This is a genomic window from Streptomyces sp. NPDC043812, from assembly GCF_056436245.1.
In genome coordinates this window covers 216909-242275 of record NZ_JBWKCY010000004.1, presented here as the reverse complement: position 1 = coordinate 242275, position 25367 = coordinate 216909, and the positions used below count along the sequence as shown (strand labels likewise).

Genomic DNA, 25367 nt, shown 5'->3' with positions numbered 1-25367 from the left:
ACCAGCGTGCAAATATCTCGATGTCCTTCTCTCCCACCGGGCTGTCGCGCGCAAGGCCGGTCGTCCTCCGCGGTCGGGGGTGCCGCGGATCTCCTGCCCGTGCTGGGTGCCGCCGCTTTCCGTGGTGACGACGACGGGCTCGGGGCGGTCATGCGCGGTCATGCGCGGGTCTACGTGCGGCCACGCGCGGGCCCACGTACGGTCATGCGCGGGTCTACGCGCGGTTGAGGACGCAGTCGCCGCAGAGCCCGCCGCCCGGGACGCGGTAGTAGAGGCAGCAGCTGCGGCGGTGGTAGGTCAGGGGGTCGGCGGTGAACGCCCCTGCGCTCGCCAGTGGTTCGCGTTCCAGCAGCGCCGTGGCGAGGGGCAGCGGAGAGTGCGGCGCGTGCGGGGCACAGGCGATCAGCACCCGGACGGCCCCGACGAGTGCGGAGGCGGCGTTGCCTCGCACGACGTGCGGGGACAGGCCGAATTGCTGCCCGAGGGCGGCGCCCAGGGGCAGCAGGTTCCGTACGACGACCGTCTCGTGGACGGCGTCATGCACCTCGCCGCCGAGGACCCCGGCCGGCTCGGGCAGCCACAGATCGACCGGGCCCGACTCGGGCGCGTGCCACCACAGGCGTTCAGGCGCGAGGTCGGGGACCTGCCCGGTCAGCGTCGCCGTGGCCAGGGCGATCGACCACAGGCGCGCGGCGACCCCCATGTGCAGGGTGGAGGCGGCCACTCGTTGCTGTTCGGTGCCGAGCCGCTGCCCCACGGCAGCCACGTACTCCGCCAGTGACTTCCGGTTCTCGTAGAGGTCCGTGAGTGGCCGAAACCGTGCGGCGTCCGGCCGGGGCCCGCTGGAGACCGCGAAGTAGGGACCGATGGCGGAGACGAGTGCGAGTGCGTCGCTGGTCACCATGTGCGTACCGCCCGGGCGAGATCGTGGAACGAAGCCGAGTGTGCCACGCCGTCGGCGCCGGTCGGTGTGAGGCGGCAGGAACGGGCACGGCGACGCCGTTGCGCGGGAAGGCCGGTCCGCCGTCCGGAGGAGGGTGCTACCGGGGTCGCTCAGGAGCGAACGCCGCACGGTCCGCGAGGAACTCCACTCGTCCTGAGCAGCACCCCGCTGCGCCGGGAGGGCAATTCCTCCCGGCACAGCGGTGGAGACGTCCGCGCAGGGTCGGGTTCAGGCGTCGTCGACTTCCCGGGTGCGGCAGGAGTTCGCCCGCGCACGCGGATCACCGGCGCTCCTCGTACGGTTCGATCACCGTCTCCGATTGCACCCATGCCTGCAGTCGCTCCAACGTCCCGAGCACCTCGGCGTGCCGGGATCCCACCGCCAGCCCGGATGCGAAGCTCTCCGCGCTCATCGTCGCCGGCGTGAGCACCGATCCGACCTGGGGCCGGACGCGAAAGTCCGTGACGCCCGGCAGTGTGCACGGGCCGGGCAGCGCCGTGACACGGCCCTGACGCGGGGGAAACCGGAGCAGGCCGGCGATCCGTTCCGGCCGATCCGGTACCGGAGGGTGTGCGACGCCGGCGAGGGATTTCACGAACACCTCGGGCAGGCTGATGCCGAAGCCGAGGGCGAGCGACTCCTCGATGCGTCCGCCGCCCATCCTGCAGCCGATCTCGTTGAACAGCAGAGTGCCGTCCGCGGTACGGAAGATCTCCGCGTGGAACAGGGTGGTCCCGGGTGCGGGCAGCGCGGCCAGCGCCTGCAGCGTCAGCCGGCGCAGCGGCTCGAGCAGCGGGTCGTCGCCGTCCAGCATGCAGCTGCGCAGCGGTGTACCGGAGAGGGCGTCCAAGCAGGTGGTGTCGCCCTGGGAGGAAGGCCACACCAGCCGTGGCACGGAGTCGATGACGATCCCGTCCACGTGGAACAGCTCGTGCTCCACATACGCCTCTGCCAGGAGTTGTGCCTCGTCGTCCGTCCCCAGCGCGGGCGTGGCAGCGAGATGACGCCGCAGGTCCTCGTCGTCGCGCAGCACGGTGACGCCCATCGATCCGCCGCCTCGCCTCGGCTTCACCACGATCGGGTAGCCGTTCTCGCGTACGAACGAGACGAGGGAGGTCGTGTCGGGCACTGCGGAGAAGGGAGCCAGTGGCACGCCCGCGCTCCTCAGCGTCTCCTTCATGGCGAGCTTGTCGCGGAACGCCTCGGCGCTCTTGACCGACTGCCCCGGGATGCCGAGCAGTTCACGCAGCCTGGCTGCCCGGAGCAGGTCGAACTCCCCCAGTGCCACGATCCGGTCGAAGCGGTGCTTCTCGTGGAGGGCGATGACATCGAGTTCGACGGCCGCGTTGTCATGGAATCCGTCGACGACCAGGACGTCGTCGTAGCCCGACAACTGTGCCTCGCGCAGCTCGGGTTCGACACTGACCGACCGTGCGTCGGTCACCAGGACAACGCTGTGCGCGGTGCCCAGCCACTGCCGGTACGGCCGGTTGAGCATCGCCGCGCGATTGAGAACGAGATGGTTCATGCCAAGTCTCCAGGAGCGGGTGGGCGGTGGGGCGCCCGTCGGGGCGGTCTTGCGTTCGGGCCGAGGATGTCCACCGGGTCCGGCGGCGACAGCAGGCGTCGCAGATGCGGCAGTACGGGCGTCTGCCACGGCCGCAGCTGTCGCAGACGGAAGCCCGGGAAGAGGCGACGGAAGCCGGCGAGCCGCTCCTTCGCGGCGGGGAGTCGCAGGGGAACGGTGTGCAGGAAGAGCACGGTGACCAGTCCGCGGGCGACCGCCGGCGGCAGCGGGCTGTGGCGGACGAAGTGGGCGAAGGCGTTGCGGTGCCCCCACCACAGCATCTCGGCGCGGTGCGCGTAGCGCTGTCGTGAACCCTGCTCCCCCGTCGTGGAGTCGGCGGAGAAGGCGAGGGTGTCACCGATGTGGTGGACGCGGGGGTAGCGCGCGGCGATGCGCCACAGCAGCATGCCGGAGTATCCGATGCCGAGGCGGTGGGTGTCGTCCGCGAGCCGCGAGGGGATGCGCTCCTCGAACGCGGCGCGCGCGTCGTCCGTCCTCATGAGGACACACGAGGTGGTCACCGGAACCAGGTCGGCGATGGACGCCGAGCGGTACAGGAAGTCGCGCGAGGACTCGTCCCGGTCGGCGCCCGTCGTGTAGCAGGCGTTGGCCGCGCCGCCGGTGTGCCAGGTCATCGCCGAGTAGACGAATCCTGTGCCAGGGGATCGTTCGAGGACGTCGACCGCGCGGGCCACTGCCTGGGGGGCGATCCAGTCGTCGGAGAACAGCAGCTTCACATAGCGCCCCCGGGCCAGGGAGAGCGCTCTGCGCCAGTTGTCGGACTTGTCGAGGGTGGTCGGGTTGCTCTCCAACCGGATGCGCCCGTCCTGCGCCGCGTGCCGCTGGGCCACCTCCGCGCTGCCGTCCGTACTGGCGTTGTCCAGCACGACGATCTCGAGGTCGGTGAACGTCTGCTCGCGCGCGCTGGCCAGCGCGCGTGCCAGCTGTTCCCGGCGATTGTAGACGGGTATGACGATGCTGACTCGGGGCCGTTGTGCGGTGCTCATGGCCGGTTCACTTCCGTGCGGACGCGCGGCGCCCGGCCAGTTCGGCCGCGGCACGCCGGTCGGCCTTGCCACCGGGCAGCCGGGGGATCCGGTCGGTGATCACGAAGTGGCGCGGAATCTGATGGCGCGGCAGGATCTCGCTCAGCTCGCGGTGCAGTTCGGCGCGGTCGGGCCCGCCCTCGCCGTCCGATTCGACGACGGCTGCCATGGTCGTCACGCCGGGGACGAGTTCGGTGGCGACACAGACGCAGTCGCCCTGGGGCAGCAGCTGCCGCAGGGCACGCTCCGTGTCCTCCAGCGCGACCTTCTTGCCGAGGATCTTGACCACGTTGGTCAGCCTGCCCTCGACAGTGAGGGTGCCGTCCTCGGCGAGGCGTCCGTGGTCGCCGGTACGCAGCCATGTCCCCGGTGTGACGGGGCGGACGGTGCCCTGGTCGACGTACGCCCGCAGCATCGCCGCCCCCCGCAGCAGGATCTCCCCCGAGGAGGCGCTCTCGCCGTCGAAGGACAACTCCACGTCGGGCAGCGGACGTCCGGCGCCGGCCGCCGCCTGGCCCGGCGCGTGCAGGTCGACCATGGCGGCGCGGGAGAGCTCCGTCATCCCGTAGTGCATGCTCAGCCGGGTCGTGGGCAGAGCCTGGGCGAGGTGGCGCCGGTGGTCGGCCTCCAGCGGCTCGCTGCCGATCTCCAGATAGGCGATCCGGTCGGCGACGTCGCGCAGGGCGCCCTCGTACCGGCCGAGGAGCAGTTTGATCTGCGAGGCGATGAAGGCGAGCCCCGCCGACGGGTAGCCCGCGGCGATGTCGAACACCGCGTCGGGGGCCTCCAGGCGGTCCACCAGGCGCACGCTCTGGCCCGCTGCGATCGCGCAGCGCAGACGGCCGAGGCCGAACGAGTGCCGCAACGGCAGCGTCAGCACCTCGGTGTGCGCCGGCGTGTTGCCGACGAACTCATTGATGCGCAGGGCCTTGGCGTACATCCGGTGCCCGTCGAGGACGACCGCCTTGGCTCCCGCGGTGGATCCGGAGGTGAACATGACCTCGGGCGCGTCCAGGTCCAGCGCGCGAATGTCCTCGCTCCGTGGGCTCAGCACATCGCTGAAACCCTTGGGGAGCGCGGTGCCGTCGGCAACGATCAAAGGGGTGGAATCCCGGACCGCGGCCAGGTAGTCGAGGGCGAACTCCACCTTGCCGTGCTCGTGGAGGACTGCCCACTCGCCGTCCGCTCCGGCCGGTCCCGCCGCCGCCCTGCGGTCGACCTCGTGAAGGACCTCGGCGTAGCTGAGGCAGTCGTGGCCGTCGGCCAGGGCTGTGCTGTCGGGGCGGTCGGCGGCGTGCCGCCGCAGGGCCGTGTAGAGGGGGCCGTGGGCGGGCGGTTCAGCCGGCATGGGCCCGCCTCTCGACAGCTTCGATGAACTGGCGCAGTGTGCGGCAGTTGCGCAGGTCCTCCTCGGCGAGCCGGATCGTGTACAGCTGCTCCGCCGTGACGATCAGTTCGATCTGGCTCACCGAGTCCCAGTGCGGGCTGTCGCTCAGCGGGGCGTCGAGGTCGACCTCGGCGTCCGGCGACAGGTGGGTGATGTCCCGGTACACGTCGGTCAGGGACTGCGCGGCGTCGAGTGGGGTCATGGGTGTTCGTTCCTTCGGATCGCAAGGATGCGGTGGGTGGGCCACGGGGCGGCAACGGTTCAGCCGGGCCGCGGGGCGACGGTTCAGCCGGTGTGCTCCAGCACCATTCCGCCCCAGCTCATGCCGGATGTGCCGAGCACCAGCACACGCCCGGCCCGGCCGCGCGGCCGGTTCTGGTGGTAGGCGTGCAGGTTCACCAGGCTGTCGATCCCGATGACGTGGGCGTTGTCGGCGAGGCTCGCCAGCCACACCCGCTCTTCCGGCACCCCGCACAGCCGGCCGTACTTGACCATGGAGGTGCGTCCGAGGTTCTGCACGAAAACCTGGGCGAGGTCTTCGGGGCGGGTGCCGGATTCGGCGAGGAGCCGCTCGACGGTCTCGCGGATCTTCAGGGCCTTGAGGGTGAAGTAACGGGTCTCGTCGATCGTCCCGTCCAGGTCCCTGAAGTCGCTGGGGTTCACGTACTCCACGCCGTGGGTGACGATGCGATACGCGTCCGGCCGGTCCTGCTGCGCGGTGACCAGGAAGCCGGTGGCACCGTCGCTCTGCACATGGAAGGCGTGCGGCGCCCGCGGGCTGTACTCGTTGGCGACGCCCGCCACGACGGTCAGGGCTACCTTCGCGTGGCCGGACCGGATCGCCATGGCCGCGAGGTCGACACCGCTGAGGAACGTGGCGCAGTTGTACATCGACAGGCCCACCATGCGGGTGGGCCGGATGCCCAGCTGCTGCACCAGCCAGCGGATGTCGGGCTTCTTCCACTCCTCCTCGTTGAGCATCCAGTTGTTGCTGCTCTGGATGTTGGGCTCGATGGCGTAGCTGAAGAGGTCGATGCTGTCACGGGCCTCGGTGAAGGCCGGGTGGGTGCCGACGGCTTCGTGGCACAGCGAGAAGGCGTCGCGATCGGTGACCCGCACACGCTCGTAGCCGTACGACCGGTAGCGGGCGGCCTGTTCGGCGTCCACGCCGGGCACGTGCTCCACGTCGAGGGGGGCGCCGAGTGCGGTGCCGAGCGGAACGAAGTAGAGGTCCTGCGTCATCGTGAAGGGGAGCTTTCTGGTGCGGAGTTCTGAAGGGGCGGGATGTCGGCGGCCGCGTCGTGCGCGGCCTGCGGATCGACAGGTGCCGGTGCGGCGGGGGGCTTGCCCGCCCGGCCGACCGGTCCGCGCCAGGCGCAGAGCCAGACGAGGGCCTGGACGCCGCCGGCGGTGAGGAACAGCGCGGCGGGACCGAGACCCGAGAGGATCAGGCCGCCGGTGACGGCGCCCACGGGGTTCAAGGCGAAGCCGACCGCGCGCTGGACGGAGACGACGCGGCCCATGTACTCCTCGGCGACCACGTCCTGCCGGTAGGTGCGCCAGGGAACCACGATCGCGGAGGTGGCCAGGCCGGTCAGGAAGAGCGCCGCCGCCAGCAGGAGCGCCGACGGGGAGAGCGCGGGAAGGAGCAGGGCGACGGCGAGGACGCCCATCCCCGCGGCCACCACCGGTCCGGGAGGCAGCGCGCGCAGCACCGAGGGCGCCGCGGCCGCGCCGATCACCGCTCCCGCGCCCTGGGCCACCATGGCCAGGGCAAGCTGGGAGGTGCCCGAGCCGGAGGGACCCGCGGTCAGGAAGGCCACGTTCGACTGGACGGTCAGCATCGCGAAGTTGGTGACGGTCAGCAGGACGGTGCCCCACAGGACGGCGGGGTCGGCGGCAAGCGCCCGCAGCCCCTGGACGAAGTCGGGGCGGATGGTGCCGAGCGCGGTGCGCAGCCCGCCGCCGGGCGGTGGGCGGCGGCCGGCCCGTGCGGTGCGGCCGCGGGTGAGGCTCACGAGCACTGCGGAGAACGCGAACGAGACCGCGTTGAGTGCGCAGGCGGCCGCAGGGCCGAGCAGCGCGACGGTGGCCACTCCGAAGACCGGCCCCAGCAGGCTGAGCAGGCTGTCGGTGCCCTGCAGCCAGGCGTTCATCAACGGCCGGCGCGCCACCGGTACCCGCTCGCTCAGCAACGCCTGGAACGCCGGGAAGTGGAAGGGGCGCACCGCCGAGAGGACGAAGGCCAGCACCAGGACCGCAGGCAGCGGCACCTCGCCGGCCAGGCACACGAGGGCAAGCGAGCCCGTGACCGCGGCGGAGAACACGTCGCAGAGCAGGATCAGACGCCGGCGGTCGTACCGGTCGGCCACGACCCCGCTGATCAGACCGAAGAGCAGGTACGGCACGTACTCGACGGCGTAGGTGACTGCCGTGAGCATCGCCGAGCCGGTCTGCTGCAGCACGAGCAGCGGCAGCGCGAACCTGAAGATCCAGTCGCCGGTGGAGGAGACGGCGAAGGCCGCCCTCAAGGCGTACTCGTCCCGGCGCCCGGACCCTTCCCCCGTTTCCGCCGCGGTTCTCGTGCCCCCCTTCACCCGGCCACCGCGACATCCCCGAGGTCGTCCAGGCTGGCTTCGGGCCGGGAGACCACGGCCTGCAGGATCCCGCTGACGGTCTCCAGCAGGTCCTGTACGAATCCGGCGTCGACCCGGTCGCTCTGGTAGCGGGCCGACAGGGTCAGGCCGTCCGGCCCGGAGTTGCCCACGACCATCAGTTCGCTGCGGGGCCGCGCGGCGGTCTGCGGGATGTCGAACGGGACGCACTCGGCGTCCGGGGTGTCGAAGACTCCGCCGAGCAGTTCGGCGTAGAGCATGTTGAGGACCACGCCGACGGGGGCGTCGGGCCGCGCGTACTCCTGCGGGTTGAGCGCCTTGACCAGTTCGGGGTACGGCAGTTGGGCATGTTCCTGGGCGTCGAGAGTGCTGGAGCGCACCCGGCGCAGTGCGTCACGGAACGTCCTCGCTCCGCTCAGGTCCGTACGGACGACCATGAGTTCGGCGAGGGGGGCGACGAGCCGCTCGGTGCCGATGGTGTCGCGGTTGTAGAGGTTGACGGCGGTCGCCTGGTCGGTGGAGCCGTCCTTGAGGCCGAGGGCCGTCTGCAGGGCGGCGAGGACGACCAGGAACAGGGTGGCGCGCTCCCGGCGCGCCAGATCGCGGATCTCGCCCGCCAGGGCGGGCGCCAGTCGTACGGACGCGGTGCCGCAGCCCACCGGCGGGTCGCCGCCGGGCCTGGTCGCCCGCAGGGGCGGGATGGCTCCGAGGCCGTCGAGCGTCCGTGACCAGTAGGTGAGCAGCCGCTCGTACTCGGGTCCGGTGAGCAGCGTCCGCTGGTCGCGGACGTGGTCCTCGTACGCGTACTCCACCTCGGGCAGGCCGGGAAGGGTGCCGCCGAGGAACGACCGGTAGCAGTGGGCGAGTTCGTCCAGGACGATGCCCCGGGACCAGGCGTCGACCACGAGGTGGTCGAAGGCGAGGACGAGGACCCGGTCCGCGCCGCCGAGCGTAATGAGTGTGGCGCGCAGTCTCGGTGCCTCGTCCGCCGCGAACGGTGCGAGTGCCGCGTCGCGGGCCGCGTCGACGGCGGCGGCCTCGGGGTCGGGCGCGTCGGCGACGGAGACCTCGCCGACGGTGACGGCGACGGCGGAGGCGGCGAGGACGGTCTGCTCACCGGGCCCGGCGGCGAAGGTCGTGCGCAGCGCCGCGTGGCGCCGCACCACTTCGGACAGGGCGGCGTGCAGTGCCGCGGGATCGAAGGGGCCCTTCACCCGGTACGCCTGGGTGATGGTGCGCAGGGACGGAAGAGCCTCGCGTCGCGAGATCTCGTCCATCCGCAGCCGTCCTTCCTGATAGCTCAGAGTGGGGAGGGCAACAGGGGCTGACATCGTGCGTGGTGATCCTCGTCTGGGCGTTCAGGAAACGGTGGTGGACTGGGCGGTGTTCTCCACCAGTTCGGCGAACTCGTCGAGGAAGGGGTGGTCCAGCACGTCCCGCAGTCGCAGCCGGACCCCGTGGGCGCGTTCGACGCGGGCGATCATCTGGGTGGCGAGCAACGAGTGTCCGCCGAGGAGGAAGAAGTCGGCGTCGCCGTCGAGTTCCTGCGCGTCGACGCCGAGCACGTCGGCCCAGATGGCCTTGACGGAGGTGTGGACAGCGGAGAGTCGGGTCATCGGTGGTTCAGCCTTTCTGAGGTGCCGCGGCCGACGCGAGGCGTGCGCGGTCGACCTTTCCGTTGCCGGTCAGCGGCAGGGCGTCGACGAGGGTCCAGCGGGTGGGGATCATGAACTGGGGTATGCGGGCGCGCAGTTCGGCCCGGAGCTCGCGGACGAGCCGGGGCCGGATCTCGGCGCCGGTGGTGGCGACCACGTACGCGCTGAGGCACTTGCCGCCCAGTGCGTCGGCCTCGACGGTGACGCAGACCTGCCCCACCCCGGCATGTTCGAGCACCGCCGACTCGATCTCGGCGAGTTCGATGCGGAATCCGTTGACCTTCACCTGGAGGTCCCGGCGGCCCAGGAACTCCAGGGTGCCGTCCTCGCGTTGATAGGCGAGGTCCCCGGTGCGGTACATCCTGACGCCGCGCAGCGGCCCGTCCGCGGGGGTCACGAACCGTTCGGCCGTCAGATCGGGGCGGCGCGCGTAGCCGCGGGCCAGGCCCTCCCCCGATGTCCACAGTTCACCGGGCACGCCCGCTGGCACCGGGTTGCCGTACGGGTCCAGCAGATGGACGCGGGTGCCCGCGACGGGGGTGCCGATGGGTACGGAAGGCCCGGCTGCTTCGTCGGCATGGCGGATGTGATGGCAGCAGGTGAAGGTGGTGTTCTCCGTGGGGCCGTATCCGTTGACCACCTCGAGTCCGGGCCACCGGGTGAGGACGGCCCGTACGTGGTGCGGGGAGACCACGTCGCCGCCGGTGAACAGTCGGCGCACCCGTTCCAGGCAGCCGGGTTCGTACTCGGCGAGCTGGTGGAAGAGGCCGGCCGTCAGCCACAGGGTGGTGACGCCCCGGTCCCTGATGACCTCGGCGAGTTCGGACAGGGACAACGGTCCCGGCGGTGCGAGTTCCAGGCGTGCCCCGTTGGCGAGCGCGCCCCAGATTTCGAGGAGCGAGGCGTCGAAGGGCAGCGGGGCGTAGTGGAGCACCACGTCGCCCGGGCGGAACCCGATGGTGTGGTCGTCGGTGACGAGACGGGTGATGCCCCGGTGGGTGATCTCCACACCCTTGGGGGCTCCGGTGGATCCCGAGGTGTACATCAGAGTCGCCGGGCCGGCGTCCTCGTGGTCCGGGATCGGCCCTGCGGCCTCGCCGGCCGCGGCGAGGTCGTCGAGGAGCAGGGTGGGCACCGATGCGGGCACCCGGTGTGCCAGGTCCCCGGTGGCCACGACCGCGGTGACCCTGGGGTCGTCCAGCATCAGGGCCAGCCGCTGGTCCGGGTACGACGGGTCGAGGGGTACGGAGCAGGCCCCGGCGAGCGACAGGGCGAGCAGGGCGACGACCGCGTCGGGGCCGCGTTCGGCCATCAGCCCGACGAACGTGCCGGGGGCGCTGCCTCCGGCCCGCAGCCCGGCAGCGACGCGACAGGCGCGCTGCCACAGCTGCGCGTACGTCAGGGTCATGTCGCCCGCGCCGACGGCGACGGCATCGCCGTGCAGCCGGGTCGCCCGTTCCACGAGTACGTGGACCGGGACATCCTGGGCTGGCCGCTGCTCGTCCGGTCCGCTCGGCGGTGGCTCGTCGGCAGCCGGCAGTTGCTTCAGCGGGAGCCCCGGCTCGCCGACGGCGTGCGCGGTGAAACGGGGACCGTACTCCGTCAGGGCTTGCAGGGTCCCGGCGGTGAGCAGGTGGGCGGCGGCGTCGAGGGTGACGCGCAGGCTGCCGTCCCGTTGCCGCCCGGCGCGTACGACCAGGTCCGCCGGCCGGTGCGCGACGCCGTGCCGGGGGGCGTACGCGTCCGGTGCGGCGAGCACCGCGTCCAGGCCGGCATCCAGCATCCGGGCGTCCGCCCGCAGCGGGTGGGGGAAGGCAGGCTCTCCTTGTCCGTCCGCGCCGGTGACGTGGAGGTCCTCGCCGGAGAAGCGGTGCAGCAGGGCGGCGACGGCGACGGTGGCCGCTGCCGCGTCCTGCGTGGCCGGGCAGGTGAAAGCGGTCCGGTGCCGCAGGCCGTCTGTCTCGGTCTCGGTCTCGCCCGCAGCCGTCGTACCGGTGGCCTCGTCGGTCGGTGTCGACATGTCCGCCGCCCCTCAGGCGCCGGCGGCCGCGAGGGCCGCCGAGGGCTTCGGCGCCTTTGACGCGTCCGCCAGCAGGGCGGCCAGCGCGTCGCTGAAGGCGCGGTTCTCGGCAGGGGTGCGGCAGGCGATGCGCAGGTACTGCTCGCCCTCGGGCATGGACTTGCCCCCGCAGTCCTTGGTGAGGATCTTGTGTTCGGCGAAGAGCGCGTGCACCACCTCGGGTCCCGTCACATGGCCCGGCAGCCGGGCCATGATGTAGTTCGCGTCGGGACGCCACACCGTGAGGCCGTCGACGGCGCACAGCATCTCGTAGAACTCGTCACGGTCCCTGCGTACGAGTTCGCAGCTGCGCCTGAACGCCTGCTGGTAGCGCGGCAACAGGCGCAGGAAGGTTTCTGCCTGACCGTTGATGTTCCAGATGGGCAGCTTGGCGCGGAAGCGGGCCACGAGGTCCACATCGGCCGACAGCAGGTAGCCGAGCCGGAGCCCGCCCACACCGTAGACCTTGCTCATGCTCTTCACGATCACGAGGTTGGGGTGGTCCTCGAGATCGGTCTCCAGGCTCTGGCCTTCGTCGCAGAAGTCCACGAAGGATTCGTCGACCACCAGCGTCACGTCGATCGCGGCGAGCCGCTTGCACAGCAGCACCAGGTCCTGCCGGGGCACCGCGAGGGACGTGGGGTTGTTCGGCGAGGTGATGATGACGGATCCGGCACCGGACGCCCGCACCTGGTCGGTGAAGTCGTCGACATCGAGCTGGAAGGCAGGACCCGGCAACTCGATGCGGTGGATGGCGGATTCCTCGAACACCGCCTCGTACTCGTTGAACCCGGGAACGGCGAGCGCGACCGACTCGAAGGAGTGCCCGAGGATCTTGATGAGCTCGGAGGCTCCGTTGGCGATCACGAGGCGGTCGGCGGGCTGGCGGAGCACCGCGCCGAGCAGACTCTGCAGCACCCTATGGCCGACCGGGTAGTGCACCAGTGCCTCCCGGAAGTCCGTGAGCAGATCGTCCACGAGCTCGGGCGGCGGGAAGTAGAGGTTGTACAACAGCCGGTGATCGACGACATCGTGGCGCCAGTAGCCGCCGTACAGCTTGCAGAGCAGGTCCAGCCGCTCGGCGTCCGTGCCGAACTCGTAGACCGCCGCGGTGAGATCGGTCAGGTCGTCCACCTCGTACCAGGCCAGATGGCCGCAGTCCGCCGCACCCACGGCGCCCGGCCGTTCCTCGGCCAGGGAGGCGAGCACGACTTCGTAGTACGACGAGGTCCCGCCCTCCTCGATCAACCGGTCGAGTGCGGGGACGAAGTGGTCCGTGAGGAAGCCGCCACGCAGCAAGTGGATGTTGACCGTCTTGAACAGGCTCGCGGACGCGTCCGCGCCGCTGTCGCGCCGAGCACCGACATGGAAGCGCTCGACCACGCCCTCGTCGTTCTTGGCAACGACGGTGCCGTTCATCCCACGCCGCCACGGGGCGACCGCGCACACCGCCGGCGTCGCTATCCGGTTCAGCTCGCCGAGGAGTCCGGGGCCGAAGACGACATCGCCCTCCAACAGGTACAGGTCCTCGGTGAGGTGCTCCCGGGCCAGCCAGAGCGAGTAGGCGTTGTTGGTGGTGCGGAAGCGGTCGGAGACGACATAGCCGATCGCCATGCCCGCGTACGTGTCGCCCACCGCTGCCCGCACTTCGTCGGCCAGGTGTCCGACGACGAGGATCACCTCGGTGACGCCGGCTTCCGCGAGGTTGTCGAGCGAGCGGTGCAGGATCGATGTGCCGTGAACGGGTGTGAGCGTCTTGGGGCCTTCGGCGCCGAGCCGACTTCCGGTGCCGGCCGCGAGGATGACGGCCTTGCGAACGGTGCTGGTCATGCCGGTGCCACCTCGGGAATCGTGCGCTGGGACGGGCGATTGGCGGGCGGGCACGGGCCCGCGAGGAGTTCGTCGAGAACGATGTGGCCGATGTCGTTCTGGTACAGCCACACCCCGTCCACGCGGCGTTCGTAACCCGGCTCGCCGCCGATGTCGGCCGAGGCGGGCAGACCTGCACCGAGGCCGTAGGCCAGCAGCCGGGCGTCTGCCGAGCCGTCGTCCGTGACGAGCACCGTCCGCTCGGTGACGACGGTGCCTGTCGGGGAGAGGCGGGCATGCAGTTCGGTGCCGTCGGCCGCCAGCAGCCGGGGCAGGCGGGTGCGGTAGCCCGTTGCGAGGACGATCGCCCCTGCTTCCCGCAGGGCGGCTTCGGCATCGGCCGGCTGGGCCTGCGCGCCGTCCCCGACACGGATCAACCGGACCGGAACGCGTTCCTCGCCGAATCCGAGGGCCGCTTTGGCGAGGGTGCGGGCAGGACCGCGCAGTCCGCCGAACCGGTTGACGCGGCCGCTGGCGGCGCAGACGTCGGCCACCGGGTCGAACCGGTAGCCGTCGGCGGCCGCTTCGGCGGCCGACAGATAGAAGAGCCGGATGGGAGCGCGGTGCAGGACGGTGATATCCACCGGCTCGGTACGGCCGACGACGGCCGGGTCGGTCAGCAGGAGACCGGCCACCGACCAGGCGCTGTGTGCCCCGCCGACGAGGACGATGCGGCCGGTCTCTCGGACAGCGGTGGCCAGTTGCTCCGGCAGGGCATTGCGGCGGTCGATCAGCGCCTCGCTGTGGCAGAGCTTGTCCCGGTAGGGCTGGAGCGAGAGCCCCGGTGCCAGCCGCGTGGTCTCGCCGTCGGGCAGCGGGACTCCACCCATGGCCATCACGGCCCGGTCGGCGTGGAGGACCAGCGGGACGTCACCGTCACCGGTGACGGTGACGGTGACGGTGACTCCGCGATCGCCGTCACCGAGCTGGACCTGCGTCACGTCGGCGCCCGTCACCACCCGGCAGGCGGGGTGCCGGGCGAGCAGGGCGGCGACGCATTCGCCGAGCCTGCGCAAGAATCCGGCCACGAGAGAGAGTGGCGGATATTCGTCGGCATGACGTCGCAGCTCCAGCGTCTCCTCGGCATCACGCAAGGAGGCGAAGGCTTCGTCCTTCAGGCCGTCGAGGCATTCGAGGAAGGCGCCGCCGAGCGAGTTGGCAGGAATGCGGTAATGCGCCATTCCGCCGGATCCCACTTCGGACGCCTCGACCAGAAGGACACCCCGGTCGAGGAGTTCCGGCAATTGCCCCCGCTGGGCAGCCGCAATGATCGGACCGATGGCCGCGGGGCCGCCGCCGCAGAATGCCACGCCATATCGACCTGCGACACTTCCGGAAAATGGGCGCGCAGATGCGTGTTGAGTTGTACTGACAGAGATGGTGAGTTCCCCCTACTGTGCACACCGCGGAATACACCCGGGGTGTCTACCTGAGCGCCACCTTATGATCATCTTGCATCCACCTCAAACCCCGTATCCACCATGCGAGATGGCGTACAGAACTGCGACAAGTCCGAAATGATCACCGATCGGCGGTTATTCGCCTCAGGGATCCACAGGCCCGACCCACTTTCGCCTTCGACAACCATCGACAATCTTTGACGATTCAACATCGAACCGGGGCCGGAGCGGCTTCGGCGATCCTGTAGCATCCCCGGCCATGGCTCATCAAATGAATTACAACCGGCTGATTCTCTGGGATGTCGACTTCACTCTGATCAACCCGGCCGGATTCGGGCGGCAGGCAATGCTCTCGGCCTTCGAGGAGCTCTTCGCAGCCCCCATGACTGCACAATTCTCGAGCCACGGCAGGACCGACCGGGCGATCCTGCGGGATTTCCTCCGCCTGTCCGGAAAGGACGACGAACAACTTGGTGAGCTCCAACGACGGGCCGCCGAATATGCGGAATCACGTCAGACCGCATTCGCCGCCTCCGGACCTCATGTCCTGGCGGGGGCCGAGGCCGCACTGGCGGCACTGGCAGAGATCCCTGGGGTGATCCAGTCGGTGCTGACCGGGAATCTGCGGCGCATCGGACTCGCCAAGCTCGCCGCGACCGGCTTGACGACGCACCTGGACCTGGATCTCGCGTCATTCGGGGACTACCACCTCGAACGCGCCGAACTGGTGGATGTGTCAAGGAAGTTGGCGGAAGCCAAGTACGGGCCGGCCCCCTCCCTCGATGCCACCGTCGTCATCGGCGACACGCCCCTGGACGTCGAAGCCGCGCTCGCGCGAGGTGCGACAGCCGTGGGAGTCGCCACGGGTACGTACAGCACCGCCGACCTCAAGGCGGCCGGAGCTCATCACGTTCTGGAGAGCCTGGAGCAGATCCAGATCCTCGTCGGCCATCTGCGCGGTCTGTGACGCCGGCTCGGCAGGCGGGGGCGGAGCCCCCTGCGCGTCGGCCGACGCTCACCTGTCCCCGACACCGTGTCGACCTCGGTGCGGAACTCGCTCGTCGGCATCGTGCCCGCGGTGTCCATGGACGACGTGGTGGCGCAGGTGCAGATCCGGTCCGGGCCGCATCGTGTCGTGTCCGTCGTGACGAGGGAGTCCGTGGAGGAGCTCGGGATCGACGTGGGTGTGACGGTGACGGCACGGGTCAAGTCGACGAACGTCCACGTCGACCTCCCGTGAGCCCGGCGTGCCGCGTCACCGGCGAACGGAGCCTCGCGCAGATCGAGCTCGTGGTCCGGTCGCAGGACCCTCCCCCGCGATAGAACGGCGCAGTGCCCCGCACGGGAGAGCTGCGGGGCACTCGGAAAGGCCCTGAGCCGTCAGACCGTGGACAGGGAGATCTCGGTGGACTTGACCAGCGCCACGACCGAAGCGCCGGCTGCGATGCCGAGGTCCGAGACGGCGTCCTTGGTGATGGCCGCGGTGAGACTGCCGCCCTCGACATCCACCTTGACACTCGCCATGGCACCGCCGGTCGCCACGTCGGTGACCGTGCCGGGGAGCTGGTTGCGGATGCTGAGCCCGTCCACGGGTCCGGTGGCCAGGGCGACTTCGGTCGACTTCACCAGCGCGCGCACCGCCGTGCCCTTGCCCAGACCGAGTTCCTCGACGGCTTCGGCGGTGATGGCGGCGGTGATGTCCTGACCGCCGTCGAGGCGGACCCCGACGGTCGCCATCGCTTCGCCGGTGGTGACCGATGTGACGGTGCCGGGGATCTGGTTGCGGATGCTCAGACTCATACCGAAACGCCTCGATTGCCTAGGAAAGACGGTTTGTTCGCGCCCTGCTCCGGACTCTAGCCACACGGGGTGCCCTCTTCCCGCCACGCGCCGCAAGCACCAGGGCAGGAGTACCCGCCGGGTGGCAGACGGCATCAGCGGCCGCCGCGGCACGGGCCGCATCAGGGAGACCGATGCGGCACGGACTGCCGATCGGCCGTTCCTCCAAGCGCTCTCGCATCTGCCGTGACGATCCCACGAATAAATTGCAAATGAGAGGAATGGCGCCCTACGGTGACGCACATGCAGTCCTACACCATTGGGCAGGCGGCACGTCTGCTCGGCGTCAGCCCCGACACCGCGCGCCGCTGGGCGGACGCCGGCCGGGTCGCGACCCATCGCGACGAGGGCGGGCGCCGTCTGATCGACGGCCGGGATCTGGCCGCGTTCTCCATCGAGGTCGCCCAGGGCGGCACCGGCGAGGACGACGCCTCCTACACCTCGGCCCGCAACGCCTTCCCCGGCATCGTCACCGCCGTCAAGCTCGGCGACGTCGCCGCACAGGTGGAGATCCAGGCCGGTCCGCACCGGCTCGTCTCGCTGCTGACCAGGGAGGCCGTCGAAGAGCTGGGGCTCGAGGTCGGCATACGGGCCACCGCCCGCGTGAAGTCGACCAGCGTGCACATCGACCGCACCTGACCCCAGGCAACCCAACGGCGTCGCCCGTCACCGGCGCGGCTCATCACCACCCGTAGACACGGCAACGAGCCGATCACGTCCTCCAGGAGCCCGACCCTCATGTCCTTCACCTTCACCAGACGCCGCGCCGCCGCAGCAGCCCTGACGGCCGCCCTCCTTCTGCCGCTCTCCGCATGCGGCAACGACGACACCAAGGACGCCGGCGCAAAGGCCACCGGATCCGCCACCGGCGCACCCGAGGCCGACCTCACCGTGCTGGCCGCCTCCTCCCTGACCGACGTGTTCAAGACCGCCGGCGCCGCCTACGAGAAGTCCCACCCCGGAACGAAGATCACCTTCTCCTTCGCCGGCTCCCAGGAGCTCGCTGCACAGGTGAAGCAGGGTGCGCCCGCCGACGCGCTGGTCACCGCGGACACCAAGACCATGGACGGGCTGGGGTCCGACACCGGCGCACCGGTGATCATCGCCAAGAACCGGCTGGTCATCGCCACGGGCGAGGGCAACCCCGAGAAGATCGACGAGTTGAAGGACCTCTCCGACACCGACCTCAAGGTCGTGCTCGCCGCGCCCGAGGTCCCCGTCGGCCGGTACAGCAAGAAGATCCTCGACGCCCAGAAGATCACCGTGAAGCCGGTCTCCCAGGAGCCGAACGTGCGCGCGGTGCTCAGCAAGGTCGAGCTGGGCGAGGCCGACGCCGGCTTCGTCTACAGGACCGACGCCGCCACCGCTCCCGACAAGGTCGACGCCGTCGACATCCCCGACGCGCAGAACGCCGTCGCCGACTATCCCGCCGCCACCCTGAAGACCTCGAAGAACGCCGAGGCCGCGGCCGCGTTCGTGGCGTGGCTGTCCACGCCCGAGGCCCAGAAGATCCTGCAGGACGCCGGTTTCCAGAAGCCCTGAGCCTGTCGGCAGGCCGTGGGGCTGCCCGTTTCCGGGGGTACGGGCAGCCCTCCCCTTGTCCCCCGCCCGCCCACTCGCCCACTCGCCCCAGGATCACGCCGATGAATCGTCTCCGCGGTCACGCGCCGGGCACCCGCGCGCCTCTCGCCCTGACAGTTCCGGCGCTGCTGGCCGTCGCGTTCCTGCTGCTGCCGCTCATCGGCATCCTGGCCCGCACGCGGTGGGACGAACTCGCGGACCACCTCACCACTGAGGGCACGGTCGAGGCGTTGCGGCTCTCCCTCGTGGTCTCGTTCTGGGCGCTGGGTCTGTCGCTGCTCCTCGGGGTGCCACTGGCATGGCTGCTGGCCCGGGTGCCCTTCCCCGGCAAGGCATTCGTACGGTCCCTCGTCCTGCTGCCGATGGTGCTGCCGCCGACCGTCGGCGGTGTCGCTCTTCTGCTTGCGTTCGGCAGGCGCGGGCTGCTCGGCCCGTGGCTGGAGAACACGTTCGGCATCACGCTGCCGTTCCACACCTCGGGCGCGGTGGTGGCAGCCACGTTCGTCGCCATGCCGTTCCTCGTCATCAGCCTCGAAGGCGCCCTCGGCGGGCTGCGGCCGCGCTACGAGGAGACCGCGGCCTCCCTCGGCGCCTCACCGCTGCGGGTCTTCTTCACCGTCACCCTGCCGATGGTCGCGCCCGGGCTGCTCGCGGGAGCCGCCCTCACCTGGGCGCGCGCGCTCGGCGAGTTCGGCGCCACGATCACGTTCGCCGGCAACCTCCCCGGAACCACACAAACTCTGCCCCTCCAGGTGTACCTGCTGCTGCAGGACGATCCGGAAGCCGCGACATCCGTCTCCCTGCTGCTCCTCGCCATCGCCATGCTCGTGCTGATCGCCCTGCGCGGCCGCTGGACCGGCACGCCCGCCGACCGCCCGGACGCGTCGGAGCCGCCGACGCCGGCCGAAGTCGATCCGCCGGCCACCACGGTCACCGAGCCCGCCGCACCGGAAGGCGGGGACGGCGAACGCTGGGCGCTGCACGCCGAGGTCACCGGCTTCAACCAGCTCGCCCTGGACGCCGAGCCCGGCACGACCATCGCCGTCGTCGGCCCCAACGGCGCCGGCAAGACCACCCTGCTGCGCGCCCTGCTCGGCCTCACCCCCCGCGCCCACGCCGCTCTCCGCCTCGGCGACACCGACGTCACCGCTCTGCCGCCGCATCGCCGAGGCGTCGCCTGGGTCCCTCAGGACGGCGCGCTGTTCCCCCATCTGACCGCCGTCACCAACACCGCCTACGGGCTACGCGCCCACGGCGTGCCCCGCGCCGAGGCCCGTCGCGAGGCACAGCAGTGGCTCGACCGCCTCGGCGTCGGCCACCTCGCCCACCGCAGACCGGCCCAGCTGTCCGGAGGCCAGGCCCAACGGGTCGCGCTCGCCCGCGCGCTGGCGGCTCGGCCCCGCCTGCTGCTGCTCGACGAACCTCTCGCCGCTCTCGACCAGACCACCCGTGCCCACGTCCGGCACACTCTGCGGCGCCACCTCGACGACTTCGGCGGCGTCTGCCTGATCGTCACCCACGACCCGGTCGAGGCCGTCGCACTCGCCGACCGGGTCCTCGTCCTCGACGAGGGACGTGCCCTCCAGGACGCGCCGCCCACCGAGGTCACCCACCACCCCCGCTCCCCGTGGGTGGCCCGCATGCTCGGGCGCAACGCCTGGCCCGGCACGGCCACCGCCGAGGGGATCGAACTGCCGGGCGGCGGGCGGCTGGTGATCGCTGATCCGCTGCCACTGGGCTCCGCCGTGCTGGCGATCATCGCCCCCGAAGCCGTGTCCGTGCACCGCGACAAGCCCGGCGGGAGCCCCCGCAACGTCTGGCCCGGAACCGTACGCGAGATCACCGCTTCGGGCAGCAGGCTCCGTGTGCTGATCACGTCCGGCCGGGCCCCCGACCTCGTCGCGGAGATCACCCCGCAGGCGGCGGCCGAGCTCGGCCTTGCCGACGGCGCGAGCGTGTGGACGAGCGTCAAGGCGACCGAAGTGACGACCGTGACCCTGTGACGTGCAGGTACGCGTCATGGGTTGGTGGCACGGACGACGAACTCCGTGCGGGCTGGACGCATCAGCCTCACGGAGCGGGTGGGCCGCTGCCGTGTTCGTCTCGTTGCAGCAGTTCGACGATCTCGCGCAGCTCCGTCGAGTACCAGGCCAGCCGCCGCTCGAGCTGGTGCCGGATGGGCGGGCTCGTCTCGTACAGGGACTTCACGAGCGACTCCCAGGCCGCCCGGTTCTGACGGCTCACGTTGCGGGACTGTTCGACCAGCTCCTGGAAGTAGATGCAGTACAGCTCGGCCAGTGACGCGATCCGGGCCGCCTCGGGGTGATCAGGCGGATTCGGTACGTTCTCGAAGAAGAACGGCCGCAGGTGCGGGTGCTCGATGAGGACCAGCTTGATCTGGACTCCGATGTCGTACGTCGCTCCCCGAGCTGCCGAGCGCAGTCCCTCGGCAAGGTGCCGCAGTTGCACGATCAGTGCGGCGAGCCCGAGTAGGGCAGCGGCGCCGCCGATGGCCGTCCCGAGCGCTTCGACCTCGTCGGTCCATCCCACGGCGCCTCCCCCAAGTCGACGTTCTGCGCCGACGGCTGCCACGACGCGAGACTTACCGAGCCCAGCCGCGGGCAAGGTGGCGCGGTCCGACGTCCGAGGCCGCTCTCACCTGCCGCCCCGACCACTATCGGTACGTCCGGAAGCCGGTGACAGAGGACTCAAGGTGTCCATGAGCGCACTCGGGACGGGCACGGGAGCACGGATACGGCGCACTTGGCACGTCGAGCGCGTGGCCGAGCACCTGCCTCGCCCGAGGGCGGCGTCGGGCGAGGGGACGGTACGCCCCCACTACCGCGTCGGTCGCCGCAGAGGAGGTCTCCCAGCAGCAGATCGACGAGCTGGCGAAGTACCTCGAGGCGATACACGAGGGAGAACTGCGCACCGCTGACGGGAAGTTCGACCGCGGCGCCGCCGTGGCAACGTTCGGTGTCGAGTTCGCGGACGCCGTCGAGGCCGAGCTCAACAGCCAGCGCACGGCCTCGCCCACCACGAAGGCGTCCTCCATGACCATGGCCGCGGCCGCCAAGGGCAAGGACAGCTACGGCAAGTGCCTGCTCGAGGCCGTCGGACTCGGCGGCCTGGGCGGGGCGACGTCCGCCATCATGAACAAGCTCTCCGAGAAGCGCTGGTCGGACGCGGCGCGCCTGATCACCAAGGAGGCGGCCAAGCGTGGTGTCAAGATCGCGGTGAAGGGCGGGGTCGTCGGACTGGCCGCCACGCTCGCCGCGAGTGCCATCTGGTGCGCCACTCCCTGGGCGTGAGACCCCGTCGGACGGGTGTGACACCCGTCGGATCAGCCGCTCCGGACCGCAAACCGGCGCAGCGTCGACGGTGAGACGGTGAGTGGGTGGGCCGAGCTGGTGCCGGCCCGCCCATTCGCATGTCCTGCTCCCCACCCGGCCGTTCGCCGGCGGCGTCGCTACTCGACGTCCGACTGCACGACCTTGCGCAGCTCTTCGAGGTACTCCTGGAAGCGCTCGCGGCCGGAGGGGGAGAGGCGGACCCGCGTGACGGCGTGCCTGCGCTCGCGGAACTTCGCGATGTCCACCAGGCCGTCCTTCTCCAGAATCCCCAGCTGCCGGGACAGTTCAGAGGTAGACAGCTCCAAAGCCTCCTGCAGCTCGGAGAAGTTGACCTGCTGGACGTGGCGGAGTGCGCCCAGGATGGCCAGCCGGTTGGGCGAATGCATGACCGTCGACAGACGGGTACGCGGCTGCGGCGACACGTCAGCGCCTCCAGCGCAGGACGAGGTATGCCGCCAGCACGGCCGTCGGCACGGCTGCGGACATGAGCGAGGCCACCGAGTCGGCGGGGTTGTCCCACAGCAGCTTGAGTCCGGGGATCGCCAGGGTCGCCGGAGCAAAGAGGAAGACACCTTCCTCGACCTTGGTGTGCGGCCTCCGGCCGGGCGCCCGGAGGTGGAACCACCGCCAGCCGAGGACGAGCGCGAGCGACGCCACGAGAACGCCGACGCCGAGCAGTACGGGAATCCCCTTCGCGCTCGCCGCCGCGAGCACCGAGAAGAGCACGACCACCGACAGCACCCCGAGTGCACGCTCACCCGGTGCAGCCGCCCTCGTCAGCGTCGGCGCCTCTTCGATGACCCGCAGTTGTTCTGCGGAGTCCGGTTCCTGCCCCATGGGTGACCCTCCATCCATTCCGTTGCCCCAACAGGATTGGCATCTAGTTTCCAAAAGTGCAACTAGATGCGAATGGAGGAAGCGCGTGGATGAACCGGGGGTCGAGGGCTCCGAAGACTTCCGTCGTGGCGACCAGGACGACCGGGCGCCACACCGATTCCCCGACAATCACCATCGCCGCACCGGAATCGACTGCGCGAGGCGCACCCGCGACTTCGCCCGCACCGCCGCCGCCTGGGACACGCTGCGTTCCCGTCCTCGACTGTCGGCCCGGACCGCCGACCCGAAGGGGGTTGCGGCACCGCGGATGAGGAGCCGGCCCACCCGTGTGGAGGGCGGCCCCACGTCCGGTGCCGGCCCGTCACGAGGCCGGGGCCGCCGCCGGCGCGCGGTTCCAGCGCATCCGCGACCACGGCAGGGCCAGTTGGCCCGGGTCGGACACCTCCTGCGGCGCGAGGTCCGCGATCCGCGCGGCCTCGCGGTGCCGGGCGTAGACCGTGTCCACGTAGCGGTGGCCGGTGTCGGCGGCGATGAAGAGGACCGTCCGCTCGGGGGCGCGCCGGCGTTCGTGGCGGGCGGCGAGGTAGCCGGCTCCGGTCGACAGGCCCGCGAAGACCGCGTGGCGGCGCAGCAGGTCGACGCTGCCGGCCAGCGCCGTGTCGAAGGAGATCCAGTGCAGGGTCTCGTACAGCTCGTGCGAGACGTTCCCGAACGGGATGGAGCTGCCGATCCCGGCGATGATGATCTCCGGGTCGGAGACGTGTTCGGCGCCGAACGTGACGCTGCCGTACGGCTGGACGCCGACGAGCTCGACGTCGGCCGATCCCGAAGGGCTCTGGGAGCCGTCGCGCAGGTAGCGGGCGAGGGCTCCGGTGGAGGCCCCCGACCCGACCCCGCCGACGACGGTGAGTGCGTCCGCGCCCGTCGCCTCCCGGATCCGGTCGGCGATCGCGCGGTAGCCGAGGTAGTGGATGTCGTCGTGGTACTGCCGCATCCAGTGGTATTCGGGGTGTTCGGCGAGGATCTCGTGGATCCGCTCGACGCGCCGCTTCTGGTCGAGTTTCAGGTCGCTGCACGGTTCCATCTGCTCCAGCGTCGCGCCGAGTACGGCGAGCTGGGTGCGCAGCGCGTGGTCCACGGTTGTCGAGCCGACGATGTGACAGCGCATGCCGTGGCGATGACAGGCCAGGGCGAGGGCGTACGCGTAGATGCCGCTGGAGCTGTCCAGCAGGGTGTCCCCGCGGCGCACCGCACCGGTGTCGAGCAGGTGGCGTACCGCGGCGAGGGCGGAGACCACCTTCATCGTCTCAAAGCGCAGGCAGACGAGCCGGTCGTCGAGCCGTATCAGGTCCGGTCGGCCGATCGACTCCGCGATGTGCTGGTCCATTCAGCAGCTCCTTGGTGGTGGTGAACGTCGTGAAGGTCCGGGTGGCGGCGATGCCGTGGGCGTCCAGCGCGCGCAGGCAGGTGCGCACGCGGTGCCGCAGGCCAGGCGCGGCCGGGTCGAACAGCACGCCCGCCACCGCGCCGCTGTGCGCGATCTGCACACCCGCCGCCCCGACCCGCCGGGCAACGACCGTCAACGCTTCGAACTCCGGGTGGCCGAGCACCTGCTGACCCCGCCACGAGCTCGCGGTGGCCACGTCGCCGAGCAGTTGCACGTCACCAGTGGCCACGGCCCGGCGCAGCTGCCTGCGCAGTCGCTCGTAGGCCCGTACGTCTCCGTCGGCAGGCTCCTGCACGGGCAGCGACAGCGTGTCCACGGGCGCGCCCCCGCCGAGGGTGCAGCCCACCACGACCAGCGGCGGCAGGGCCGGGCCGAGGACTTCGAGGACCCGGCCCTCCCGTTGGGCGAACAGCACCGGGCGGCCGTCGAGCATCAGCGGATCGCATGCCAGCTCCGCGCGCACGGCCAGCCTGGCGACCGTGGCGGGGGCCGGCAGCAGACCGTAGGAGTCGGCGACCGCGCGCACGGCGGCGATCACGTCGCTGGTCGAGCTGCCCATGCCCAGGCCCACCGGGATGTCACCGGTGAGGTGCAACTCCCCGCCGCAGGGCCGCTCTCCGGTCCGCGCCGCGCACTCGGCGACCGCGAGGGCCGCGGCCTGCGCGGCTTTCCTGCGGTCGGCAGGTACGACGGTGAGCGCCTGCGGCGGGGTACCGGGCCTGCGGACGAAATCGGCCCGGCTGCCGGGGCCGGCCATGGGCAGGGTGACCAGGCCCGCGCAACGGCGTCCGTCGGCGTCGAGGAAGACGCCCTGGAGGATCTCGCCGTGGTGGCAGGGGGCGTGCCCGGTGCCGGTGCGCAGGCCATGGGCACCGGGTGCGGCCGGGCGGGCGGCGGGGATCATGCGCCGCCCGCCGTCCGGTAGCGGTACAGAGCCGTCTCCTCGGCGCTGAACTGGGAGAAGGGGAACGGTTCCGCGGACAGGGCGGTCACACCCGAGCCGAGGAAGGCGCGGGCGACGGCGCTGCCGGTCTGCGCGTAGACGATCAGCGGGATGCCACGGGACCGGCAGCGCTCGAGGATGGTGTCGAACGAGCCGTTGCTCAGGGTCATTCCGGTGGCGACGACGGCCTCGGCGCTCTCCAGCACCTCGTGCATGTCGTCGGTGACGGGGTCGCCCCACTGGGTGGCCTTGAGGTTGAAGTCGCAGGGCAGCGGTTCCCCGCCGCGCTCGCGGATCGCCGCGACCAGCGGGTTGACGACGCCGATGAGGCCGACCCCGGCACCCTCCTCGATGTCCAACAGGCCGGCGATGGCCGCGTCCCGGGCCCTCGCGCGGACCTCCGGGGTACCGGTGGGGAGGGTGACGGGCTCGGCGTCGCCCGCCTCGGCGGCCACGCGGTGCGGGCGGGTCTCGGAGAGGTAGGCGTCGAGGGCGGCGATCCGCAACGGGCGCGGGGCCTCGCGCAGCAGGACGTCGAGCGGGGTGCCGGAGGAGTCGCGGCAGACCGCCGGCGCGATTTCGCCGGCTTCGAAGGCACAGCTGCCGAAGGAGCCGCCGAGGCGGACCAGGACGTACTGGTTGAGGTAGGTGGTGTCGCCGCCGGCCAGCCGGGTGCCGTGGTGGATCCAGAACACGCTGGTCACGACGAGTTCGGCGGGGAGCGGTCCGTGCTCACCCGCGAGGACGGCCTCGATGAGCGCGTCGACGGTCGGGGCCTCGGTGGCGGTACCGGCGGCGGGGACGGAGATTGTACGGGTCATGGGAT

The 25367-nt window shown here is 71.0% G+C and carries 24 protein-coding genes and 1 pseudogene; 6 read left to right on the top strand and 19 right to left on the bottom strand.

Translation table 11 applies throughout. From position 1 onward, the window contains the following. Positions 1–214: 214 nt before the first annotated feature. The 12 genes from AC067Z_RS08355 to AC067Z_RS08300 form a co-directional block, all read right to left on the bottom strand. Positions 215–904, bottom strand: a complete 690-nt coding sequence (locus AC067Z_RS08355; protein WP_478788679.1) for a (2Fe-2S)-binding protein — start codon at positions 902–904, stop codon at positions 215–217. A gap of 319 nt (positions 905–1223) precedes the next feature. Next, positions 1224–2471 (bottom strand): ATP-binding protein, encoded by a 1248-nt coding sequence (locus tag AC067Z_RS08350; RefSeq protein WP_478788678.1) that lies wholly within the window; start codon positions 2469–2471, stop codon positions 1224–1226. Further along, positions 2468–3517: a glycosyltransferase family 2 protein gene (locus tag AC067Z_RS08345; protein ID WP_478788677.1), complete on the bottom strand. Its 1050-nt coding sequence runs from the start codon at positions 3515–3517 to the stop codon at positions 2468–2470. Before AC067Z_RS08345 ends, AC067Z_RS08350 begins: the two co-directional genes overlap by 4 nt. Positions 3518–3524: 7 nt before the next feature. Further along, positions 3525–4904, bottom strand: a complete 1380-nt coding sequence (locus AC067Z_RS08340; protein WP_478788676.1) for a class I adenylate-forming enzyme family protein — start codon at positions 4902–4904, stop codon at positions 3525–3527. After that, the gene (locus AC067Z_RS08335) at positions 4894–5145 is read right to left on the bottom strand and encodes an acyl carrier protein (RefSeq protein ID WP_478788675.1); all 252 of its coding nucleotides are present in this window, start codon (positions 5143–5145) and stop codon (positions 4894–4896) included. The genes AC067Z_RS08340 and AC067Z_RS08335 overlap by 11 nt, the downstream gene beginning before the upstream one ends. Before the next feature lie 83 nt (positions 5146–5228). After that, the gene (locus tag AC067Z_RS08330) at positions 5229–6185 is read right to left on the bottom strand and encodes a hypothetical protein (protein ID WP_478788674.1); all 957 of its coding nucleotides are present in this window, start codon (positions 6183–6185) and stop codon (positions 5229–5231) included. Next, complete coding sequence (locus AC067Z_RS08325) at positions 6182–7474, bottom strand: MFS transporter (protein WP_478788673.1); 1293 nt, start codon at positions 7472–7474, stop codon at positions 6182–6184. Before AC067Z_RS08325 ends, AC067Z_RS08330 begins: the two co-directional genes overlap by 4 nt. 62 nt (positions 7475–7536) lie before the next feature. Further along, entirely contained in the window at positions 7537–8889 is a 1353-nt protein-coding gene (locus AC067Z_RS08320) for a condensation domain-containing protein (RefSeq protein WP_478788672.1), read from the bottom strand. 27 nt (positions 8890–8916) lie between these two features. Next, a complete protein-coding gene (locus AC067Z_RS08315; RefSeq protein WP_478788671.1) occupies positions 8917–9174 on the bottom strand; it encodes an acyl carrier protein in 258 nt (85 codons plus the stop codon). Positions 9175–9181: 7 nt separating this feature from the next. Continuing rightward, entirely contained in the window at positions 9182–11233 is a 2052-nt protein-coding gene (locus AC067Z_RS08310) for an amino acid adenylation domain-containing protein (RefSeq protein ID WP_478788670.1), read from the bottom strand. Positions 11234–11245: 12 nt separating this feature from the next. Continuing rightward, positions 11246–13102 (bottom strand): aminotransferase class I/II-fold pyridoxal phosphate-dependent enzyme, encoded by a 1857-nt coding sequence (locus tag AC067Z_RS08305; RefSeq protein WP_478788669.1) that lies wholly within the window; start codon positions 13100–13102, stop codon positions 11246–11248. Beyond that, positions 13099–14322 (bottom strand): FrbG, encoded by a 1224-nt coding sequence (locus AC067Z_RS08300; protein WP_478788668.1) that lies wholly within the window; start codon positions 14320–14322, stop codon positions 13099–13101. Before AC067Z_RS08300 ends, AC067Z_RS08305 begins: the two co-directional genes overlap by 4 nt. Before the next feature lie 478 nt (positions 14323–14800). Here AC067Z_RS08300 and AC067Z_RS08295 point away from each other — a divergent pair, with 478 nt between their 5' ends. Both AC067Z_RS08295 and AC067Z_RS08290 read left to right on the top strand, forming a co-directional pair. Next, complete coding sequence (locus AC067Z_RS08295) at positions 14801–15508, top strand: HAD family hydrolase (protein WP_478788667.1); 708 nt, start codon at positions 14801–14803, stop codon at positions 15506–15508. A 51-nt stretch (positions 15509–15559) separates the two neighbouring features. Next, positions 15560–15781: pseudogene (locus AC067Z_RS08290) on the top strand (TOBE domain-containing protein); the annotation flags it as partial. Between the two features lie 140 nt (positions 15782–15921). Here the strand turns inward: AC067Z_RS08290 and AC067Z_RS08285 are convergent. Then, a complete protein-coding gene (locus tag AC067Z_RS08285) occupies positions 15922–16341 on the bottom strand; it encodes a TOBE domain-containing protein (RefSeq protein WP_478788666.1) in 420 nt (139 codons plus the stop codon). Positions 16342–16623: 282 nt separating this feature from the next. Between AC067Z_RS08285 and AC067Z_RS08280 the strand changes: the two genes are divergently transcribed. From AC067Z_RS08280 to AC067Z_RS08270, 3 genes are all read left to right on the top strand, one after another. Continuing rightward, the gene (locus tag AC067Z_RS08280; RefSeq protein WP_478788665.1) at positions 16624–17019 is read left to right on the top strand and encodes a TOBE domain-containing protein; all 396 of its coding nucleotides are present in this window, start codon (positions 16624–16626) and stop codon (positions 17017–17019) included. Positions 17020–17118: 99 nt separating this feature from the next. After that, positions 17119–17922 (top strand): molybdate ABC transporter substrate-binding protein, encoded by an 804-nt coding sequence (gene modA / locus AC067Z_RS08275; RefSeq protein WP_478788664.1) that lies wholly within the window; start codon positions 17119–17121, stop codon positions 17920–17922. 101 nt (positions 17923–18023) lie between these two features. Further along, the gene (locus AC067Z_RS08270; protein WP_478788663.1) at positions 18024–19964 is read left to right on the top strand and encodes an ABC transporter permease; all 1941 of its coding nucleotides are present in this window, start codon (positions 18024–18026) and stop codon (positions 19962–19964) included. A gap of 67 nt (positions 19965–20031) precedes the next feature. Here AC067Z_RS08270 and AC067Z_RS08265 read toward each other — a convergent pair whose 3' ends face one another. Next, positions 20032–20511 (bottom strand): hypothetical protein, encoded by a 480-nt coding sequence (locus AC067Z_RS08265; RefSeq protein WP_478788662.1) that lies wholly within the window; start codon positions 20509–20511, stop codon positions 20032–20034. A 413-nt stretch (positions 20512–20924) separates the two neighbouring features. On the opposite strand from AC067Z_RS08265, the gene AC067Z_RS08260 reads away from it, so the two are divergent. Beyond that, positions 20925–21272, top strand: coding sequence for a hypothetical protein (locus tag AC067Z_RS08260; protein ID WP_478788661.1), 348 nt, complete (start codon positions 20925–20927; stop codon positions 21270–21272). A gap of 158 nt (positions 21273–21430) precedes the next feature. Here AC067Z_RS08260 and AC067Z_RS08255 read toward each other — a convergent pair whose 3' ends face one another. The 5 genes from AC067Z_RS08255 to AC067Z_RS08235 form a co-directional block, all read right to left on the bottom strand. Next, complete coding sequence (locus tag AC067Z_RS08255) at positions 21431–21700, bottom strand: transcriptional regulator (protein WP_478788660.1); 270 nt, start codon at positions 21698–21700, stop codon at positions 21431–21433. Between the two features lie 37 nt (positions 21701–21737). After that, positions 21738–22151 carry a hypothetical protein gene (locus tag AC067Z_RS08250; RefSeq protein ID WP_478788659.1) on the bottom strand — a complete coding sequence of 138 codons (414 nt, stop codon included), beginning with the start codon at positions 22149–22151 and terminating at the stop codon, positions 21738–21740. Between the two features lie 361 nt (positions 22152–22512). Continuing rightward, positions 22513–23538, bottom strand: coding sequence for a pyridoxal-phosphate dependent enzyme (locus AC067Z_RS08245; RefSeq protein ID WP_478788658.1), 1026 nt, complete (start codon positions 23536–23538; stop codon positions 22513–22515). Further along, positions 23459–24502 carry a GHMP family kinase ATP-binding protein gene (locus tag AC067Z_RS08240; RefSeq protein WP_478788657.1) on the bottom strand — a complete coding sequence of 348 codons (1044 nt, stop codon included), beginning with the start codon at positions 24500–24502 and terminating at the stop codon, positions 23459–23461. Before AC067Z_RS08240 ends, AC067Z_RS08245 begins: the two co-directional genes overlap by 80 nt. Then, entirely contained in the window at positions 24499–25362 is an 864-nt protein-coding gene (locus AC067Z_RS08235; protein WP_478788656.1) for a Rossmann-like domain-containing protein, read from the bottom strand. The genes AC067Z_RS08240 and AC067Z_RS08235 overlap by 4 nt, the downstream gene beginning before the upstream one ends. Between the last annotated feature and the right edge of the window lie 5 nt (positions 25363–25367).

Excerpts from the sequence above, each read along its gene's own strand:
- AC067Z_RS08355 (WP_478788679.1), bottom strand. The coding sequence starts at position 904 with ATGGTGACCAGCGACGCACTCGCACTCGTCTCCGCCATCGGTCCCTAC.
- AC067Z_RS08350 (WP_478788678.1), bottom strand. The coding sequence starts at position 2,471 with ATGAACCATCTCGTTCTCAATCGCGCGGCGATGCTCAACCGGCCGTAC.
- AC067Z_RS08345 (WP_478788677.1), bottom strand. The coding sequence starts at position 3,517 with ATGAGCACCGCACAACGGCCCCGAGTCAGCATCGTCATACCCGTCTAC.
- AC067Z_RS08340 (WP_478788676.1), bottom strand. The coding sequence starts at position 4,904 with ATGCCGGCTGAACCGCCCGCCCACGGCCCCCTCTACACGGCCCTGCGG.
- AC067Z_RS08335 (WP_478788675.1), bottom strand. The coding sequence starts at position 5,145 with ATGACCCCACTCGACGCCGCGCAGTCCCTGACCGACGTGTACCGGGAC.
- AC067Z_RS08330 (WP_478788674.1), bottom strand. The coding sequence starts at position 6,185 with ATGACGCAGGACCTCTACTTCGTTCCGCTCGGCACCGCACTCGGCGCC.
- AC067Z_RS08320 (WP_478788672.1), bottom strand. The coding sequence starts at position 8,889 with ATGTCAGCCCCTGTTGCCCTCCCCACTCTGAGCTATCAGGAAGGACGG.
- AC067Z_RS08315 (WP_478788671.1), bottom strand. The coding sequence starts at position 9,174 with ATGACCCGACTCTCCGCTGTCCACACCTCCGTCAAGGCCATCTGGGCC.
- AC067Z_RS08310 (WP_478788670.1), bottom strand. The coding sequence starts at position 11,233 with ATGTCGACACCGACCGACGAGGCCACCGGTACGACGGCTGCGGGCGAG.
- AC067Z_RS08305 (WP_478788669.1), bottom strand. The coding sequence starts at position 13,102 with ATGACCAGCACCGTTCGCAAGGCCGTCATCCTCGCGGCCGGCACCGGA.
- AC067Z_RS08300 (WP_478788668.1), bottom strand. The coding sequence starts at position 14,322 with ATGGCGCATTACCGCATTCCTGCCAACTCGCTCGGCGGCGCCTTCCTC.
- AC067Z_RS08295 (WP_478788667.1), top strand. The coding sequence starts at position 14,801 with ATGGCTCATCAAATGAATTACAACCGGCTGATTCTCTGGGATGTCGAC.
- AC067Z_RS08285 (WP_478788666.1), bottom strand. The coding sequence starts at position 16,341 with ATGAGTCTGAGCATCCGCAACCAGATCCCCGGCACCGTCACATCGGTC.
- AC067Z_RS08280 (WP_478788665.1), top strand. The coding sequence starts at position 16,624 with ATGCAGTCCTACACCATTGGGCAGGCGGCACGTCTGCTCGGCGTCAGC.
- modA (WP_478788664.1), top strand. The coding sequence starts at position 17,119 with ATGTCCTTCACCTTCACCAGACGCCGCGCCGCCGCAGCAGCCCTGACG.
- AC067Z_RS08270 (WP_478788663.1), top strand. The coding sequence starts at position 18,024 with ATGAATCGTCTCCGCGGTCACGCGCCGGGCACCCGCGCGCCTCTCGCC.
- AC067Z_RS08255 (WP_478788660.1), bottom strand. The coding sequence starts at position 21,700 with ATGCATTCGCCCAACCGGCTGGCCATCCTGGGCGCACTCCGCCACGTC.
- AC067Z_RS08250 (WP_478788659.1), bottom strand. The coding sequence starts at position 22,151 with ATGGGGCAGGAACCGGACTCCGCAGAACAACTGCGGGTCATCGAAGAG.
- AC067Z_RS08245 (WP_478788658.1), bottom strand. The coding sequence starts at position 23,538 with ATGGACCAGCACATCGCGGAGTCGATCGGCCGACCGGACCTGATACGG.
- AC067Z_RS08240 (WP_478788657.1), bottom strand. The coding sequence starts at position 24,502 with ATGATCCCCGCCGCCCGCCCGGCCGCACCCGGTGCCCATGGCCTGCGC.
- AC067Z_RS08235 (WP_478788656.1), bottom strand. The coding sequence starts at position 25,362 with ATGACCCGTACAATCTCCGTCCCCGCCGCCGGTACCGCCACCGAGGCC.